The organism is Salmonella sp. 5800 (genome assembly GCF_046558195.1).
GTDB lineage: Bacteria > Pseudomonadota > Gammaproteobacteria > Enterobacterales > Enterobacteriaceae > Salmonella > Salmonella enterica.
On sequence record NZ_JBGDOX010000005.1, the window covers coordinates 224,902 to 241,503 of the forward strand.

The 16,602-nt window shown below is 52.5% G+C and carries 19 protein-coding genes; 8 read left to right on the forward strand and 11 right to left on the reverse strand.

The window, feature by feature from the left end; translation table 11 throughout:
- Positions 1–16 precede the first annotated feature (16 nt).
- Positions 17–184: a ribosome modulation factor gene (gene rmf, locus ACLJZ5_RS12110; protein ID WP_001537784.1), complete on the forward strand. Its 168-nt coding sequence runs from the start codon at positions 17–19 to the stop codon at positions 182–184.
- Positions 185–283: 99 nt separating this feature from the next.
- Here the strand turns inward: rmf and fabA are convergent, their stop codons facing one another.
- Positions 284–802 (reverse strand): bifunctional 3-hydroxydecanoyl-ACP dehydratase/trans-2-decenoyl-ACP isomerase, encoded by a 519-nt coding sequence (gene fabA, locus ACLJZ5_RS12115; RefSeq protein ID WP_000227928.1) that lies wholly within the window; start codon positions 800–802, stop codon positions 284–286.
- A 68-nt stretch (positions 803–870) separates the two neighbouring features.
- Positions 871–2,631, reverse strand: coding sequence for a Lon protease family protein (locus tag ACLJZ5_RS12120; RefSeq protein ID WP_000156458.1), 1,761 nt, complete (start codon positions 2,629–2,631; stop codon positions 871–873).
- Positions 2,632–2,816: 185 nt separating this feature from the next.
- Here ACLJZ5_RS12120 and matP point away from each other — a divergent pair, with 185 nt between their 5' ends.
- On the forward strand, positions 2,817–3,269 hold the full coding sequence (matP, locus tag ACLJZ5_RS12125) for a macrodomain Ter protein MatP (RefSeq protein ID WP_000877172.1): 453 nt from the start codon (positions 2,817–2,819) through the stop codon (positions 3,267–3,269).
- Between the two features lie 71 nt (positions 3,270–3,340).
- Here matP and ompA read toward each other — a convergent pair whose 3' ends face one another.
- Together ompA and sulA are read right to left on the reverse strand one after the other, a co-directional pair.
- Positions 3,341–4,393, reverse strand: a complete 1,053-nt coding sequence (ompA, locus tag ACLJZ5_RS12130) for a porin OmpA (RefSeq protein ID WP_001562588.1) — start codon at positions 4,391–4,393, stop codon at positions 3,341–3,343.
- Between the two features lie 356 nt (positions 4,394–4,749).
- Complete coding sequence (sulA, locus tag ACLJZ5_RS12135; RefSeq protein WP_000288730.1) at positions 4,750–5,259, reverse strand: SOS-induced cell division inhibitor SulA; 510 nt, start codon at positions 5,257–5,259, stop codon at positions 4,750–4,752.
- Between the two features lie 216 nt (positions 5,260–5,475).
- Here sulA and ACLJZ5_RS12140 point away from each other — a divergent pair, with 216 nt between their 5' ends.
- Positions 5,476–6,081 carry a TfoX/Sxy family DNA transformation protein gene (locus ACLJZ5_RS12140; RefSeq protein WP_001202375.1) on the forward strand — a complete coding sequence of 202 codons (606 nt, stop codon included), beginning with the start codon at positions 5,476–5,478 and terminating at the stop codon, positions 6,079–6,081.
- Here ACLJZ5_RS12140 and yccS read toward each other — a convergent pair.
- Positions 6,068–8,221, reverse strand: a complete 2,154-nt coding sequence (gene yccS / locus ACLJZ5_RS12145; protein WP_000950876.1) for a YccS family putative transporter — start codon at positions 8,219–8,221, stop codon at positions 6,068–6,070. The genes ACLJZ5_RS12140 and yccS overlap by 14 nt on opposite strands.
- A gap of 18 nt (positions 8,222–8,239) precedes the next feature.
- Positions 8,240–8,686, reverse strand: a complete 447-nt coding sequence (locus ACLJZ5_RS12150; protein WP_001261222.1) for a YccF domain-containing protein — start codon at positions 8,684–8,686, stop codon at positions 8,240–8,242.
- Between the two features lie 123 nt (positions 8,687–8,809).
- On the opposite strand from ACLJZ5_RS12150, the gene helD reads away from it, so the two are divergent.
- Positions 8,810–10,864, forward strand: coding sequence for a DNA helicase IV (gene helD, locus ACLJZ5_RS12155; protein WP_024797279.1), 2,055 nt, complete (start codon positions 8,810–8,812; stop codon positions 10,862–10,864).
- Positions 10,865–10,899: 35 nt separating this feature from the next.
- Here the strand turns inward: helD and mgsA are convergent, their stop codons facing one another.
- Together mgsA and ACLJZ5_RS12165 are read right to left on the reverse strand one after the other, a co-directional pair.
- Complete coding sequence (mgsA, locus tag ACLJZ5_RS12160) at positions 10,900–11,358, reverse strand: methylglyoxal synthase (protein WP_000424187.1); 459 nt, start codon at positions 11,356–11,358, stop codon at positions 10,900–10,902.
- A gap of 94 nt (positions 11,359–11,452) precedes the next feature.
- A complete protein-coding gene (locus ACLJZ5_RS12165) occupies positions 11,453–12,115 on the reverse strand; it encodes a DUF2057 family protein (RefSeq protein WP_000847732.1) in 663 nt (220 codons plus the stop codon).
- A 173-nt stretch (positions 12,116–12,288) separates the two neighbouring features.
- Here ACLJZ5_RS12165 and ACLJZ5_RS12170 point away from each other — a divergent pair, with 173 nt between their 5' ends.
- On the forward strand, positions 12,289–12,702 hold the full coding sequence (locus ACLJZ5_RS12170; protein ID WP_001537782.1) for a CoA-binding protein: 414 nt from the start codon (positions 12,289–12,291) through the stop codon (positions 12,700–12,702).
- Positions 12,703–12,746: 44 nt separating this feature from the next.
- Here the strand turns inward: ACLJZ5_RS12170 and hspQ are convergent, their stop codons facing one another.
- Both hspQ and rlmI read right to left on the reverse strand, forming a co-directional pair.
- On the reverse strand, positions 12,747–13,064 hold the full coding sequence (gene hspQ, locus ACLJZ5_RS12175) for a heat shock protein HspQ (RefSeq protein ID WP_024797278.1): 318 nt from the start codon (positions 13,062–13,064) through the stop codon (positions 12,747–12,749).
- Between the two features lie 57 nt (positions 13,065–13,121).
- Entirely contained in the window at positions 13,122–14,333 is a 1,212-nt protein-coding gene (rlmI, locus tag ACLJZ5_RS12180; RefSeq protein WP_000140480.1) for a 23S rRNA (cytosine(1962)-C(5))-methyltransferase RlmI, read from the reverse strand.
- Positions 14,334–14,547: 214 nt separating this feature from the next.
- On the opposite strand from rlmI, the gene ACLJZ5_RS12185 reads away from it, so the two are divergent.
- From ACLJZ5_RS12185 to yccX, 3 genes are read left to right on the forward strand one after another with little or no spacing between them, the layout of a single operon-like run.
- Positions 14,548–15,096, forward strand: a complete 549-nt coding sequence (locus tag ACLJZ5_RS12185; RefSeq protein ID WP_024797277.1) for a YbhB/YbcL family Raf kinase inhibitor-like protein — start codon at positions 14,548–14,550, stop codon at positions 15,094–15,096.
- 25 nt (positions 15,097–15,121) lie between these two features.
- A complete protein-coding gene (locus tag ACLJZ5_RS12190; protein WP_000548082.1) occupies positions 15,122–15,901 on the forward strand; it encodes a helix-turn-helix transcriptional regulator in 780 nt (259 codons plus the stop codon).
- Positions 15,902–15,949: 48 nt separating this feature from the next.
- Positions 15,950–16,231, forward strand: a complete 282-nt coding sequence (yccX, locus tag ACLJZ5_RS12195; RefSeq protein WP_000072884.1) for an acylphosphatase — start codon at positions 15,950–15,952, stop codon at positions 16,229–16,231.
- Here yccX and tusE read toward each other — a convergent pair.
- Complete coding sequence (gene tusE / locus ACLJZ5_RS12200; protein ID WP_000904446.1) at positions 16,228–16,557, reverse strand: sulfurtransferase TusE; 330 nt, start codon at positions 16,555–16,557, stop codon at positions 16,228–16,230. The genes yccX and tusE overlap by 4 nt on opposite strands.
- Positions 16,558–16,602 lie beyond the last annotated feature (45 nt).

Genomic DNA, 16,602 nt, shown 5'->3' on the forward strand with positions numbered 1-16,602 from the left:
ATGAGGGAAACGAGGCATGAAGAGACAAAAACGAGATCGCCTGGAACGGGCACATCAACGTGGATATCAGGCCGGCATCGCCGGACGATCAAAAGAAATGTGTCCCTATCAGACGCTGAATCAACGGTCATACTGGTTGGGAGGTTGGCGACAAGCCATGGAGGACAGGGCGGTAATGGCCTGATTCTGTCTCTTTAGAAAAAGAAACCTCCGCAGTGCGGAGGTTTCGCCTTTATTGGCTTTGCAAGCATGATACCGATAGCGCGGAATATCAATTCAACACTTAGAACGCGGAAGTATCCTGGAACAAACCGACTTTCAAATCGTGTGCGGTATAGATCAGACGACCATCCACCAGAACCTCACCGTCCGCCAGACCCATGATCAGGCGACGGTTTACGATACGTTTGAAATGAATGCGATAGGTGACTTTCCTGGCTGTCGGCAGAACCTGGCCGGTAAATTTCACTTCGCCCACGCCCAGAGCGCGGCCTTTGCCTTCGCCGCCCAACCAGCCCAGGTAGAATCCCACCAATTGCCACATAGCATCCAGACCCAGACAACCGGGCATCACCGGATCGCCGATAAAATGGCATCCGAAGAACCATAGATCCGGATTGATATCCAGCTCGGCTTCGACATAGCCTTTGTCGAAATTGCCGCCCGTTTCGGTCATCTTAACGACGCGGTCCATCATCAGCATGTTCGGTGCAGGGAGTTGCGGCCCTTTAGCGCCAAACAGTTCACCACGACCAGAGGCAAGAAGGTCTTCTTTTGTATAGGATTCGCGTTTATCTACCATGTTTTATGTAAACCTTATTTTATTGAAGCACGCAGGATAGCTAACACGTGTACGCTGAACAAGTCCGATCAGTTCGGAATAAAAGCGTTCAGCCAACGTAATGGCCACGGGAAACGATGACGGCCTTCCTGTTGCGTCGCCTGCGCGATACGCTCCTGGATAGTCTGCATCAACGTCGTTTGACCTTCGCCATCCCACACCAGATTTAACAGTAGCGGTAAGGCGTCGGTCACGTCGTCTACCGCCCAGATAGTGAACTTCTCTTCTTTAACCGCTTGCAGCAGTTCAGATTTAAGACTGAGATGGCGGACATTGGCGGCAGGGATAATCACGCCCTGTTTACCGTTTAATTCCCGCTGCTCGCAGATGGCGAAGAAACCTTCAATTTTTTCGTTTAGCCCACCCACTGGTTGAGCGCGACCAAACTGATCGACCGAGCCGGTAATCGCAATGTTTTGATTCACTGGCACATTGGCCAGCGCGCTGATGAGCGCACATAATTCCGCCATAGAGGCGCTATCGCCATCCACTTCGCTGTAGGACTGCTCAAAGGTTAACGAGGCAGAGAAGGGAATTTGTTGCTCCAGCTGCAACTCCGACATCAGGAAGGCCTGCATAATCATCATTCCCTTAGCGTGGATATTTCCGCCAAGTTCGGCCTTGCGCTCAATATCGTTAAATTCGCCATCGCCGATATGCACAACACAGCTAATTCGCGACGGTTCGCCAAAGGCGCGTGGATGTCCGGGAAACTCAATGACGGAAAGCGCATTGATTTGTCCAACACGTTCGCCTTCGGTTTCAATCAGGATCTGCTCTTGCAGAATCTCATCCTGCATCCGCTCCGCCAGAAAGCCTTCTCGCCATTCGCGTCGGGCAAGCATCAGGCTGAGCGCTTCTGCGCCGCAGGTATCGCCTTCGCATAAAGGCGACGCCTCCTTAAACTGGCGGGCTATCCACAGTGGGCAAAGAGGCAGCGTATCCTGTTCGCCGGTATAGCGCACAGCCTCGCGTATCAGGACGGGCCAGGCGTCCGGTGCCGGAGGGGGCAAATTATCGCGTAAAGCGATACGCGTCACCCATTGACACCACAGGGTCATAGCTTCTGCGTCCGCTATCTGTAAATTGTCTTCAAATTCACTGTAGATAGCCTGTTCCGCGAGCTCCGGTTCCATTTCCTGAAAATCAGCCAGTGATTCACGTTCGCCAACCAGAATCACCTTCAGTTTGAGCGGCATTGATGGCACGGAGACCGGTAATGGACGCGACTCGTCAAACGCCACCCAGTCAAAACGCTCGCGGCTAACGATGGCTTTCAGACGCATCCATAGCAACGGCTGCGCCAGAAGGGTTCGTAAAGAAATAATCAGCACGCCGCCGTTCGCCTGATGAACCAGTCCCGGCTGCAGGGTAATGTCGCCGTTATACTGCCGCAGGCAACCAAAGAGCTGTTCGGCTTCGACCCAGTCCGCGCTGACGACTTGTGTGACGGTGGCAAAGTTGTCTTGCGCATTCTGCGCGGCGCGGTAATGAACAGTATGCCCGGAAACGTCATAATGTCCGCCGGTTAATTGTCCGGCATCGGTTTGCAGAGCGCGGACGGCATCTGAAAGTAAAGTGAGATACTCTTGCTCTTCAGGCGCTTTAGTCAGCATAAAAGAGGATGAGCTCCACGGCTGAATAAGTTGCTCAAGCGCAAATTGCAGCCGTGGCTGAGTATCACTGAGTAAGGTGTCGTTTTCATCAGTCGCGTGTGGCTGTGCAAATATCTCCTGATAGCTTTCGCTATCCGGAACCAGATCACGCCATGCAAGTTTCGTAATGGTCAAAGTTGAGGTTTTTTAGTCTGTTGTAAAAGGGGGGATTATAGCCTAACCCGTCACGCTGCACACGCGGAAAGCGAATGCAAAGTAATATGAAGACGTGTAACCATTCACAGGTTCGAGATTCTTTTCTTCAGATGGCTAAAAAACTGATATTCTGATAACAGTTACACGGTAACATTGGGATCACAATGAAATATCAACAACTTGAAAATCTTGAAAGCGGTTGGAAATGGAAATATCTGGTGAAAAAGCACCGCGAAGGGGAGTTGATCACCCGCTACGTGGAAGCCAGTGCTGCCCAGGAAGCCGTCAATTTGTTGTTGGCCCTCGAAAATGAACCGGTGCGGGTAAATGTCTGGATAGACAGGCATATGAATCCTGCCTTGCTTAATCGGATGAAACAAACCATTCGGGCAAGACGCAAACGACACTTCAATGCGGAACATCAGCATACGCGCAAAAAATCTATCGATTTAGAGTTTATGGTCTGGCAGCGTCTGGCGGGCCTTGCGCAGCGACGCGGTAAAACATTATCCGAAACGATTGTGCAACTGATAGAAGACGCGGAGCATAAAGAGAAATATGCCACGCAAATGACCACGTTAAAGCAGGATTTACAGGCGTTATTAGGCAAGAAGTAACGCTGAAAGGCGTTGTCACCCAGACCAGAGCAAAAAACCCCGCGACGCGGGGTTTTTTATCAGACGGAAACTTAAGCCTGCGGCTGAGTTACCACGTCTTTAACGCCTTTAACTTCGATCTCTACGCGACGATCCGGAGCCAGGCAATCGATCAGGGCAGCGCGAGGTTTCACGTTGTCACAGGTGTTGCCGGTAACCGGGTTAGATTCGCCCATACCACGTGCGGAGATTTTGTCAGACGGAATACCTTTGGAGATCAGGTAATCAACAACAGACTGAGCACGTTTCTCGGACAGACCCTGGTTGTAAGCGTCAGAACCGATACGGTCAGTGAAGCCCAGAACGACGACGGAACCGTCTTTCGGATCCAGGTTGCTCAGCTGGCTGTACAGCTGATCCAGAGCCTGCTGGCCTTCTGGTTTCAGAGTTGCTTTGTTGAAGTTGAACAGTACGTCAGACTTCAGAGTGAAGTGCTTGGTCTGTACTTCCGGAGCCGGTGCCGGTGCCGGAGCTACTACCGGAGCAGCTTCTTGCTGGCCGAAACGGTAGGAAACACCTACGCTCAGCAGGCCGTTGTCCGGACGGGTGCCGATGGTGTTGGCATCACCGATGTTGTTAGTCCACTGGTATTCCAGACGGGTTGCGATTTCAGGGGTGATGGCATACTCGATACCGCCCGCGAATACCGGGGAAACGCCGGTGTCGTGGTCTTTAGTAGACGCGCCGCCAGGGACGTTAGACTTGGTGTCTGCACGCCATACCATACCACCCAGACGGGTATAAACGTCCAGATCGTCAGTGATTGGATAACCCAGTTTAGCGGTCAACTGAACGCCCTGAGCTTTATAAGCGCCATTGATGTTGTCGCCTTTGTACGGCATACGGCCTAACCAGTCGTAGCCCATTTCAAAGCCAACGTACGGGTTAACCTGGTAACCACCAAAAGCACCTGCGCCCAGTTGGTTTTCATGAGTCGGGCCATCATTGTTAATGAAGCCGGTGTCATGGTACTGAGACCAGCCCAGTTTAGCACCAGCGTACCAGGTGTTATCTTTCGGAGCGGCCTGCGCTACGGTAGCGAAACCAGCCAGTGCCACTGCAATCGCGATAGCTGTCTTTTTCATTTTTTGCGCCTCGTTATCATCCAAAATACGCCATGAATATCTCCAACGAGATAACACGGTTAAATCCTTCACCGGGGGATCTGCTCAATAGTTACTCTACCGATATCTACGGCTTATGCTGAGCACCCCTGGCGATGTAAAGTCTACAACGTAGTTGGAAACTTACAAGTGTGAACTCCGTCAGACATGTGAAAAAAACATGCTGGATATACACATCATTTAACAGTTTCAGATGATAAATCGTACAGCAAAAATTGCGGAAACCGCTTCTGGCAAGCTTTCTCGCAAAAAAAACGTTACCACTCAAAGGAGATGCGTTCGCGTAAAAAAAAGTCCAGGATAAATCCTAATTTTACTTAATGATACAAATTAGAGTGAATTTTTAGCCCGGAATGTTGTCTCCTGGGTAAAGCGTGCGCACGTACAGGGCGCATGATAAACCCTACCGCATTACCTACCTTCGCTGCTTCAACCAGGCTGGCATGTTCTTCTTCTGTCAGTTCTTCAGTCAACCAACCAATTACCACGCTGTAATTTCCTGTACGCAAAGCGCGGATCATCGACTCCAGCGTATGACGAGGCGCAAGCTGGCTAATTTGCATCACTTTCGTTAATGGCAAACCTGAAGACTGTACCCATTCACGGCTGAGCTTTTGCTGCGGCGTGAGCCAGAGCTGCCAGCGTGATTGTTGGCCTAACTGACGGAGTAAAGGCAAAAGCAGGAGTTGCGCCATCATGGGCTGGTCTTCGTGGTAGACAACTTCACTGACCAGTCCTGCCGCGGCATTTTCCGTAGCGGTGCGCGCAGCGTTGTGGGTAGTGGTAGGAAATGACGAAGAACGATTTGCATAACCTGAAGTGTACATAATCAATCCAGCCCTGTGAGTTACTGTATATTCATACAGTACCCCTGTGGCGATGAAAGATCAACTCTATTTTCGGAAACTGTCTCGCAATTTTTATTCTTAGTGGCGTCAAAAATAAAAATCATCTTGCTCGCGGAGTATAAGTTGCCTATTTTCGTCATTAACGGATCCGTTACTGCAAATCATTCTTTTACTTTATGATTTAAAAGGAATTTTATGAGAGCACTCTCTTATGACAGGATCTATAAATCGCAAGAATATTTGGCCTCTTTGGGGACGATCCAGTATCGATCTTTATTCGGTAGCTATAGTCTGACCGTGGAGGATACCGTCTTTGCGATGGTGGCTAATGGCGAGCTTTATCTCCGCGCCTGTGAAGAAAGCGTACCCTACTGTGTGAAGCATCCTCCCGCCTGGCTCATGTTTATGAAGTGTGGACGTCCCGTTATGCTCAACTATTACCGGGTGGATGAAAGCCTGTGGCGCGATCAGCAGCAGCTGGTACGTTTATCGAAGTATTCGCTTGACGCGGCAATGAAGGAAAAACACAGCCGTATTTTACAACACAGGCTCAAAGATCTCCCCAATATGACCTTCCATCTGGAAACATTGCTCAATGAGTCAGGGATAAAGGACGAAAATATGTTACGCATACTGGGCGCGAAAATGTGCTGGCTAAGGTTGCGACAAAGCAATCCCTTGCTGACGGTGAAAGTTTTGTATGCCCTGGAAGGCGCAATTGTCGGCGTACATGAAGCGGCGCTCCCGGCGAGTCGTCGCCAGGAGCTTGCCGACTGGGCTCATTCGCTTACGGCTGGGTAATTAATGTAGAAGTCGGCGGTGAAATTTGCCGTTGCAAGCGTCCAATCTCGGGCAGTAAGGCAATGAGCAAACCAATTTGTTGAACAACCAGAGGTTCTTTGCTGTCCGGACGTGTTTCCAGCGACTGAACTCGCTGCTTTAAACCCTCCAGCGCCTGGTGTACGCGCTGTTCGTCTTCAGGTTGATGATGAAGCGCATCATCAACGTAGCAGACCGCGTCATCCAGAAGCCCCAACACGTCCGGATTACTGAGCTTTTCGCGGTGCGCGCCGAGGGCGGAGATATAGCTGGTAAAAGTGTGATTGAGGCAAAGCAGCCTGAACGCCGCCTCCCGGGTTTCGGCCGTGACGTCGGGTTCGCTCGACATATTAGAAACCACGGATGCCAGTTCTGCATCGCGGTTGTGCGCGTCGCGTCTGGCAATGCGATAGGCCAGGCGGTTATCCCGTCCCTGGTGATATTGCTCAAGGATCGCATCAAGGTAGCGGCAATTAGCATCGGTGGCGCGCTGGAGTACCCGGGGAAGGTTGCGAAAGCGCCAGTCCGGCCAAATAAAGCTGACCGCAGCCCAGGCGATAGCGCAGCCAATTAACGTGTCGACGACGCGCGGTAACGCTACCTCAAAGCCTTCGCCCAGGAGGTTAAAGCAGAGTAATACCAGCAGGGTGATGAACATCGTCGCATGGGCATACTGCACATTACGGAATGCGAAGAAAAGCACGCCGGTAATCACCAGCAGAACTAACTGTCCTTCAAGCGAAGGGACAAACCATAAAATCGGCAGGCCGATCGCAACGCCTACCAACGTACCGATAATCCGGAGCGCAAGGCGATGGCGGGTCGCGTTATAGTTAGGCTGGCAAACAAACAGGCTGGTGAGCAATATCCAGTATCCGTGGCGCATCCCGGTAATTTGGATGAGAGCATAACCGATGCACAATACCAGCGACATGCGTACCGCATGGCGAAAGAGAGCGGACTCCGGGGTAAAATTACGGCTCAGACGCAGCCAGATGTCGCTAAACCCGTGCAGGCTATCATCAGCCAACTGGTTTTCTGACTCATTGCGCGGCATTGCCTGGGCCTGCTCCGACTCGATCGTCGCCAGTTGCGCATCAATAGCGCGTAGGTTGGTTAATAAGAACCCAAGCGTATTTAACAGCTCTAAAGAAGCGCCGCTGGCGCGCATACGTTCAAGCGCGGCGTCAATGTGGGTAAAGACGCGTTCAAAACGCGGATCATGCTGGTACGGCGTACGCAGTAAGATACAGCGCGCCAGCTGCGTACAGGCCTGCGCCTGCATCGACATCAGACGTTGGAAGCGGAACATGACGTCGCTATGGCGAAAATAATCGCGCAGCGTCTGGTATTGAATATGCGAAGAACTGGCGCGTTCATGAATATCCTGCGCCACAAAATAGTAATGGAGAGTGCGGCGCGTACCGCGTTGACCGCGATCGCCGCGCAGGCGACTCAATAACGACACTTTCGTTTGGTTCAGCGTCGCCATTAACTGCCCGTTCGCTAACGCTAAATCATAGAGCGGCGCCTGGCTTTCATCTTCAATATCAGGATCAAACAGACGTGATTTCAGTTCCAGATAGTGCGCTAACTGTTCGTAACTGCGTGCCAGATTATCCTGCAACGGACGGATCGGAAATAGCAGATGCCCGGTTAGCGTCAGTAGGTTATACCATACTGCGCCTGCCAGCAGGAGCAGTGGTTGTTGATACCAGTGATCGTATAGAGAGGTACCCAGCATCGTATAGATGGCAATGAGTAACGCGCCGAACGCGATGGTGGCATAGCGTTGCCCTAATCCTCCCAACAGAATAAACCCGCTGGTGGATAACGTTAAGCCCAACGCAAATAGCCACGGCCAGGGAAAGAGCAGCTCCACAGAAGCCGACGCGATAAAAAAGCAAATTAAGGTAATGATTAAATTACGCAAGCGTCCGGCAAGGCGGTCGTCGAGATCGGTTAGCGCCGCGGCAACCATACCGAGCGTGAGCGGGATGGTCAGTTTGACGTCGCCCAGCCACCAGGGCAGGGCGGTGGTGCCGCACAGAGCGATAAAAATGCGGATGTAATACAGCCAGGTACTGTTCCAGGTATAACGGCGAATCAACGGACTTAACATAAAGGCTATTTGTCCCGATCATTCAAAACGGCGGCGCGCGTTAGCTTCTCGCGCGGCGCGAGCGGTTTCTACAGAGACGACGCGGCGACCGACAGGCCAAAGCGCAATCGCGGCAATTTTAAAGTTCGCAATACCGACAGGTATCCCGATGATAGTGACACACTGCGCGATACCGGAGGCAATGTGCATCAGGCATAGCCACCAGCCGAAAAAAAGTAACCAGAAAATATTCAGCAAGGTACCGCCAGTATTCATTAATACGCTTTTCGCCGCCGGATTAAGTTCGTCAACGTGAATGGCTTCATTACCGTAAGGGAACAGGGACAGTTTGGTTATCTCCCAGCAGGAGCGGGTCAACGGCAGGGTAAAAATAAGCACAATACTGACCAGCGTCGCCAGCAGCCAGGCCAGCGTAGTGGCAAAGCCGCCCAGTACAAAGTTTAAAATATTCAGAACGGTACGCATAAACCCTCAGTTCATTCCGGTTTTCTATCACTGCGGGCAATTGTAACGTTTTTTTAGACTGGAGCACGTTTTCTCTGGCGGTTACACTGATAAGCACATCTTTACGTCTGGATTCGCTGAGTCATGGAACTGAAAGCAACTTCTCTTGGAAAACGTCTGGCGCAACACCCGTATGATCGTGCCGTGATCCTCAACGCTGGGGTGAAAGTGTCTGGCGACAGGCATGAATATCTTATTCCATTCAATCAGTTATTGGCGATTCACTGTAAGCGTGGGCTGGTATGGGGCGAGCTGGAGTTTGTCCTCCCGGAGGATAAAGTCGTGCGTTTGCACGGTACCGAGTGGTCGGAAACCCAGCAATTCCATCGCTATCTGGACGCGCACTGGCGTCGCTGGAGCCAGGAGATGAGTGATGTCGCCGCGCAGGCATTACAAGAGCAATGGGCGCGTATTAGTGAGCGAACGGGCGAAAACCAATGGCTTACCCGTGAACGCGTTCGGGGGCTGGAACACGAAATTCGCCAGACGTTTGCCGCTTTGCCGCTGCCGGTCTCACGTCTGGAGGAGTTTGCTCACTGTCGCGAGATATGGCGTAAGTGTCTGGCATGGTTACAGGATAGCGAGGGAAGTCGGCAGCAGCATAATCAGGCGTATGCTGATGCCATGCTGGAAGCGCATGCCGACTTTTTTACGCAGATAGAATCTTCTCCGCTTAATCCTTCCCAGGCCAGGGCGGTGGTTAACGGCGAATCATCGTTACTGGTACTGGCGGGCGCGGGAAGCGGTAAGACCTCGGTGCTGGTGGCGCGCGCGGGTTGGCTGTTGGCGCGCGGACAAGCAGATGCGGGGCAAATTCTTTTACTGGCGTTTGGTCGCAAGGCGGCAGAGGAGATGGATGAGCGTATCCGCGAGCGCTTACATACGGAAGAGATTACTGCCCGTACGTTCCATTCGCTGGCGCTGTATATTATTCAGCAAGGCAGTAAAAAAGCGCCGGTTGTCAGTAAGCTGGAAAGTGACACCACCGCGCGGCATCAGCTATTTCTGCGCACCTGGCGTCAGCAGTGTAGCGAGAAAAAAGCGCAGGCCAAAGGCTGGCGTCAGTGGCTGGAAGAGGAGATGCAGTGGGTAGTGCCGGAAGGTAATTTCTGGGACGATGAGACATTACAGCGGCGTCTGGCCCCTCGCCTGGATCGTTGGGTCAGTTTGATGCGTATGCACGGCGGCGCGCAGGCAGAAATGATCGCTGGCGCGCCAGAGGAGTGCCGCGAGCTGTTTGGCAAACGCATTAAGCTGATGGCGCCGCTGCTAAAGGCCTGGAAAAGCGCGTTGAAAGCGGAAAATGCCGTTGATTTCTCCGGGCTGATCCATCAGGCAATGGTGATCCTCGAAAAAGGGCGTTTTATCAGCCCGTGGAAGCATATTCTGGTCGATGAATTTCAGGATATTTCCCCGCAACGGGCGGCGCTGTTAGAGGCGCTGCGCAAGCAGAATAGCCAGACTACGCTGTTTGCCGTTGGCGATGACTGGCAGGCGATTTACCGTTTTAGCGGGGCGCAGCTCTCCTTAACGACGGCGTTTCATCAGACGTTCGGCGAGGGCGAGCATTGCCACCTGGACACCACGTACCGCTTTAACAGTCGGATTGGCGATATTGCCAATCGCTTTGTACAGCAGAATCCGCACCAGCTTAAAAAACCGTTAAATAGTCTGACCCCAGGCGATAAAAAAGCGGTGACGTTATTGGATGAAAGCCAGTTGGACGCGTTACTGGATAAATTATCCGGCTATGCGAAGGAAGATGAACGTATCCTGGTGCTGGCGCGCTATCATCATCTGAAACCCGCGAGTCTACAAAAAGCGGCGACTCGCTGGCCGAAGTTACAGATAGACTTCATGACTATCCATGCCAGCAAAGGCCAACAGGCCGATTACGTGATTCTTGTCGGATTGCAGGAGGGTAACGACGGTTTCCCCGCCCCGGCGCGAGAATCCATTATGGAAAGTGCGCTTCTTCCTCAGGTTGAGGATTTCCCGGACGCTGAAGAGCGGCGTTTGTTATATGTGGCGTTGACGCGCGCGCGTGCGCGGGTCTGGCTGCTTTTCAATAAAGATAATCCCTCGCGCTTTGTGGAGGCGCTTAAACAGCTGGATGTGCCAGTGGCGAGGAAGCCCTAAAGCGCGGGCGGTACAGCATCCCGCCCGCGTAGCGGTTATTTCAGGCGCTCGGCCAGATAACGCGCATAATCCGGAATAAGAATATCTACAGCGTCATTAAAATGCGGGGACTGGATGATAAAGTCCGCCGTTGAGACGTTAGTGGCGACAGGGATATTCCATACGGTGGCCAGACGCAGTAGCGCTTTGACATCGGGGTCGTGCGGTACCGCGTTAAGCGGGTCCCAGAAGAAAATCAACACGTCGATTTTCCCTTCTGAAATGAGTGCGCCAACCTGCTGGTCGCCGCCCATCGGGCCGCTCAGCATCGCATTAACGTCCATACCGGTTGCGCGCTGGATCAGATTCCCCGTGGTGCCGGTTGCATAAAGAACGTGTTTTTCCAGCAACGGCTGATGGCGTTCCACCCAGTTCATTAACATCTGTTTGCAGTGGTCGTGAGCAACCAACGCGATATGTTTGCGCGTCGGCAAGGTGCGAGTCGTCAGTTCCATAATTCGATTCCGTAGTTAACCTGTCTACAGATTACTGGAAGCGCTTGATGCTGCAAGAGAAAGACAAAAAAATTGCGCGCTGGGACAACTCATATCAAGAGGGCGGCTGTTTTTCCGCCCATTGCAGAAAATGATGGCGTGTCTGCGGGTCGGCCAGTCGGAACCAATATTTCAGCCGCTGTTCTGTCAGGGTTTGTGATTGCGGCGGTACGGTATCAAGCTCTGAGACGTCGGAAAGTAATGTGCTGTCGTCTGCCATCATCGTGGCGAACTGAGGAAGCGAGGCGCGTTTCGCCGATTTATTATAACGCTCGGTCTCTATTTCATAATCGACCACTTTAGCCGTAGAAGTAATGGCCAGAATATCGAGTTTTACCGGAATGGGCATGGCGTCGCCGTCCAAAAGCGCCAGACGCGGCGCCGCGTTAAAATGCGAGGCTTCGCGCTCGTTTTCCAGCCGCGGGAGCTGGAAATTGACCTGACTTATCAGTTGGGTATCGAAACTTATCACCAGCGGCGGAGAAATATAAAGCCGCTCTTCATTACCGGGCAGGCGGATGGTTTTTTCCACCCGGAAAACAAGCTGATGCGGCCCGTTTTCCAGTTCGATGCTCTCTGCGCCGCGTAATAAAGAGCTGGACACCTTTTTGCCGTCCAGCACCAGCAGATCAACCTCATTAGACAAACGGAGCGTTGTGGCAAAAACAGTCACCGGCAAACAGAGAGCAAGGAAGGTGGTTAGCGCGCCGGTTTTCATAAGGTTCTCCTGTCCAAAGGCCGTCTGGCTAATAATGTATCGAAATTTTTCTTAGATCATGTTTACTAACATATAGACATATTTTGGCGTTTTGCTCTCATACATCGGTATGGGATGAATGGTTGCTATGTCAGGTTTGTCGTACACTTTGCAAAACAGCCAGGAGAAAGATGATGAAAGAGACCGATATTGCTGATGTTTTGACGTCTACTCGCACTATCGCGCTGGTAGGTGCGAGCGATAAACCCGATCGTCCAAGTTATCGGGTAATGAAATACCTGCTTGAACAGGGCTACCATGTGATTCCGGTTGCGCCAAAAGTCGCGGGTAAGACATTGCTGGGGCAACAGGGGTATGCCACGCTGGCGGATATTCCCGAAAAAGTCGATATGGTGGATGTTTTTCGCAACTCTGAAGCTGCATGGGGCGTCGCGCAGGAAGCTATCGCCATCGGCGCAAAAACGCTGTGGCTACAGCTTGGCGTGATCAACGAACAGGCGGCGGTACTGGCGCGGGATGCAGGCATGACCGTGGTGATGGATCGCTGCCCGGCGATTGAGATCCCTCGCCTGGGGCTGGCGAAATAAAAGTTTAAATGGCCGGATATCGCTCTCCGGCCTTTTACATACAATCAGTTACGTAGTCGCGGCGCCTGAAGCTGCTTGCGAATGGTACGCGCCAGTTCATCCATCGATGGCTGTTCTGGATGCTCGTCCCGCATTTCGCTTCGCAACTGGGCCTCGGCCAGATAAGTATGCACTGGCTGACCATCATCATCTTCCATTACCACGTGGTACCACGGAGCGGCGCGAAGTTCGTCGTTAACCGCCAGTTCATCAGGCGCCGGTTCATCAAGCGAATATTCCGGGTCGATATCGACGACCACTCCGAGGTAACCTAACAGGGAATGGCGGACCTGTTGGCCGATACCGAATTTGCTGGCTATCATAGTCACCTCCCGGGAAATAGATACCCTTTATATGAGGATACTATTCCACTTTTCAAGTTACATGACGCGACAGGCAAACCCTTTCAGATACAGCCCTTCCGGGTAGGTGGCGATCACCGGGTGATCGGCGGCCTGACGGAACTGCTCTATAAATTGTACATCACGACCGGCATCTATTGCGGCATCGGCAATGATTTTCTGAAATAAATCGCTGGTCATCAGTCCGGAGCAAGAGAATGTCAGCAGTATGCCGCCCGGATTGAGCAGTTGAATCGCTAACATGTTAATGTCTTTATAGCCCCGGCAGGCACCCATTAACTGGCTTTTATTTTCGACGAATTTGGGCGGGTCCATGATGATGACGTCGAATTTTTCGCCGTGTTCACGGTAAGCGCGCAGCAACTTAAACACGTCATCGCGCACGAATTCGGCTTTGCTCAAGTCCAGTTGGTTCAGTTCAACGTTTTGCCTGGCGATATCCAGCGCATCCTGTGAGGTATCCACGCTGACAACCTGGCGACAACCGCCCATTAATGCCGACACGGCAAAACCGCCGGTATAAGAGAAGCAGTTCAGTACCCGCTGATTTTCCACGTAGCGGCGCGTCGCCAGACGACTGTCGCGCTGATCAAGATAATAACCGGTTTTGTGGCCGCCCTGGATATCGACCAGTAATTTCATACCGTGTTCTTCAATTGGCAGAAGCGCAGGCGGCAGTTCGCCAGTGACCGGGCCTTGCGTCAGCGCCATCCCTTCTTTTTTCCGCACGGCGACGTCGCTGCGATCGTAAATAGCGCAATCCGGATAGCATGTTTGCAGAGCGCTAATTAATGCGGCGCGTTGATATTCGGCCCCGGCGCTGAGCAGTTGCAGCACCAAAAAATGACCAAAACGATCGATAGTGACGCCAGGCAGGCCATCGGACTCACCGGCGATCAGACGATAGCTATCCAGGCCGTCTTTTTTCGCCAGCCAGTCGCGCCACTGCTGCGCCTGGCGCAGGCGGCGGGTGAAAAACGCAATATCAATGGATTCTGCTTTATCAAATGTCCAGACGCGCGCGCGGATCTGAGATGCTGGCGACCAGGCGCCGCGTGCTAACCACTTTCCCTGATGGTCGACGATATCGATAGTTTCACCGAGGTTGGCTTTGCCTTCCAGGCGGGAGACGGCGCCGGAAAAGACCCATGGGTGGCGGCGGAGTAAAGATTTTTCTCGCCCTTTGCTGAGGACTAAACGGGGATATTGCGGAAATGTAGATTCAGTCATGCGGAGTAACCTCTCACAAACAGTGACGCGAGCCGGATGATAGCTCCAGCCAGGGACCGTGAAAACGAAATGGCGCGTAGGGTAGCACAGATGAGAGAGGCAATCACCAGCGTATGGCGGTGAGCGTTTCTGCACAAAATAGAATCGTAAAGGCACAGTTTCTTCAGCGGGCGCTTTTTATAGTGTTATTTCTTTACATGAAGAAGGAAATACAATGAAAACAGTCTTCTCTTTGACCGCAGCCGCAATGATGGCATTGAGTAGCGGCGTATCTGCCGCGTCGGCGTTTAGCCTCAGTAGTGCGGATATTCCGGCGGATTTTCGTTTAACGCAACAGCACGTCTTTAAAGGATTTGGTTGTAGCGGAGAAAATATTTCGCCGCAGCTGAGCTGGCGTAATTCGCCTGCCGGAACCAAAAGCTACGCTATTACCGTCTTCGATCCTGATGCGCCCACCGGAAGCGGCTGGTGGCACTGGACGATGGTGAATATTCCTGCGCAGATTCACGACCTGCCGACGGGGGCTGATAAAAAAACGTTACCCGCTGGAGTGGTGCAGGGACGGAATGATTTCGGTTATGCTGGCTTTGGCGGCGCCTGTCCGCCGCCGGGCGATAAGCCTCATCGCTATCAGTTTACTGTGTGGGCGCTGAATACGGCAACACTGCCGCTCGACAGTGAGTCGAGTGGCGCGTTGGTAGGGTTTATGCTTAACGCGCATGTGATTGCGAAAGCACAATTCACGGCCACATACGGAAGATAAAATAGAGGACGGCACGGTGCAGGAGATGCATATTCGACATCAGGATCTTACGACGGCAGAGGTGCGTTCCAGTCATCTGCACCGTTTGCATCGTGTTACGCTTTTTTCCGCCGCTATCTGCCATATTACGCAGGGCAGTAAAGTCATCATTCAGGATGATAGCCGCCTTGTCGCCGGGCCGGGCGAGTTGATTATTATTCCGGCGAACACGCCGCTGGAGATTATTAATCAGCCTGCGCAGAACGGTTTTCGCTCCGACCTGTTGTTACTTTCACCGGAGATTATTGCTCGCTTTAAAACGATGTACGTTCAGGATTATCCACCGGCAAACCTGACATCGCTGTGTACCCCGATGAGCCGTAGCCTGACATTTATGTGGGAGAACGTGTTGGATGCTGTGCGCCAGGGGTTGCCCGTTGGGCTACAGGAACATCAGGCGATGGGGTTACTGTTAGCGCTTTTACATGATGGCGCGGCGGGACCGCTGCTTATTGAACGGCGTTACACCCTCACGGAGCAGGTTCGGCAACTGATTATGCTCTCGCCTGCTAAGCTATGGACAGCCCAGGAGATAGCCCGCCGTCTTGCTATGGGAACATCGACGCTGCGTCGGCGTTTGCAGCGCGAATCGCAGAGTTATCGACAAATTGTTGAAGAGGTGCGCATGTCCTGCGCGCTTTCTCAACTGCAATCGACGACGCTGCCGATCGGCGAAATAGCGCTACGGTGCGGTTACCTGTCGGGGTCGCGGTTTACGGCCAGATTCCGCCAACATTATGGGTGTCTGCCCAGTCAGGTACGTTAAGTATGTCCTGTATGAGCCTCCACCACTGATTATGAAAGGAGAACCATCATGTCGAACGTCTGCATTATCGCCTGGGTTTATGGTCGCGTTCAGGGAGTCGGGTTTCGCTATACCACGCAGCATGAGGCGCAGCGGCTGGGGTTAACCGGCTATGCGAAGAATATGGATGACGGAAGTGTAGAAGTGGTGGCCTGTGGCGACGCGGCGCAGGTGGAAAAACTCATCAAGTGGCTGAAAGAGGGCGGGCCGCGCTCTGCTCGTGTGGACAAAATCCTCACTGAACCGCACAGCCCTCGCGAGACGCTAACAGGCTTTAGTATTCGGTATTAAATACACTTTACCGGTTTGGGCAGACCGGCGATTTTGGTCGCTTGCTTTGCCGGGCCTTTCGGGAACAGACGATACAGATAGCGGCTGTTGCCTTTTTCTTCGCCGAACTTATTCGCCATCGCTTTGACCAGCATTCGGATGGCGGGAGAGGTATTAAACTCCAGGTAAAATTCGCGCACGAAGCGCACGACTTCCCAGTGTTCCGCAGAGAGCTCAATACCTTCATTGGCGGCGATAGCGACTGCCAGCGCTTCACTCCACTGCGTCGTCTCTTTCAGATAGCCTTCGCTATCAGTACTGATTTCTTTACCTTCAAAGATCAACATAACGTTTCACTGCGTAATCAACACGGACGGCAGTGTAGCAAAAAA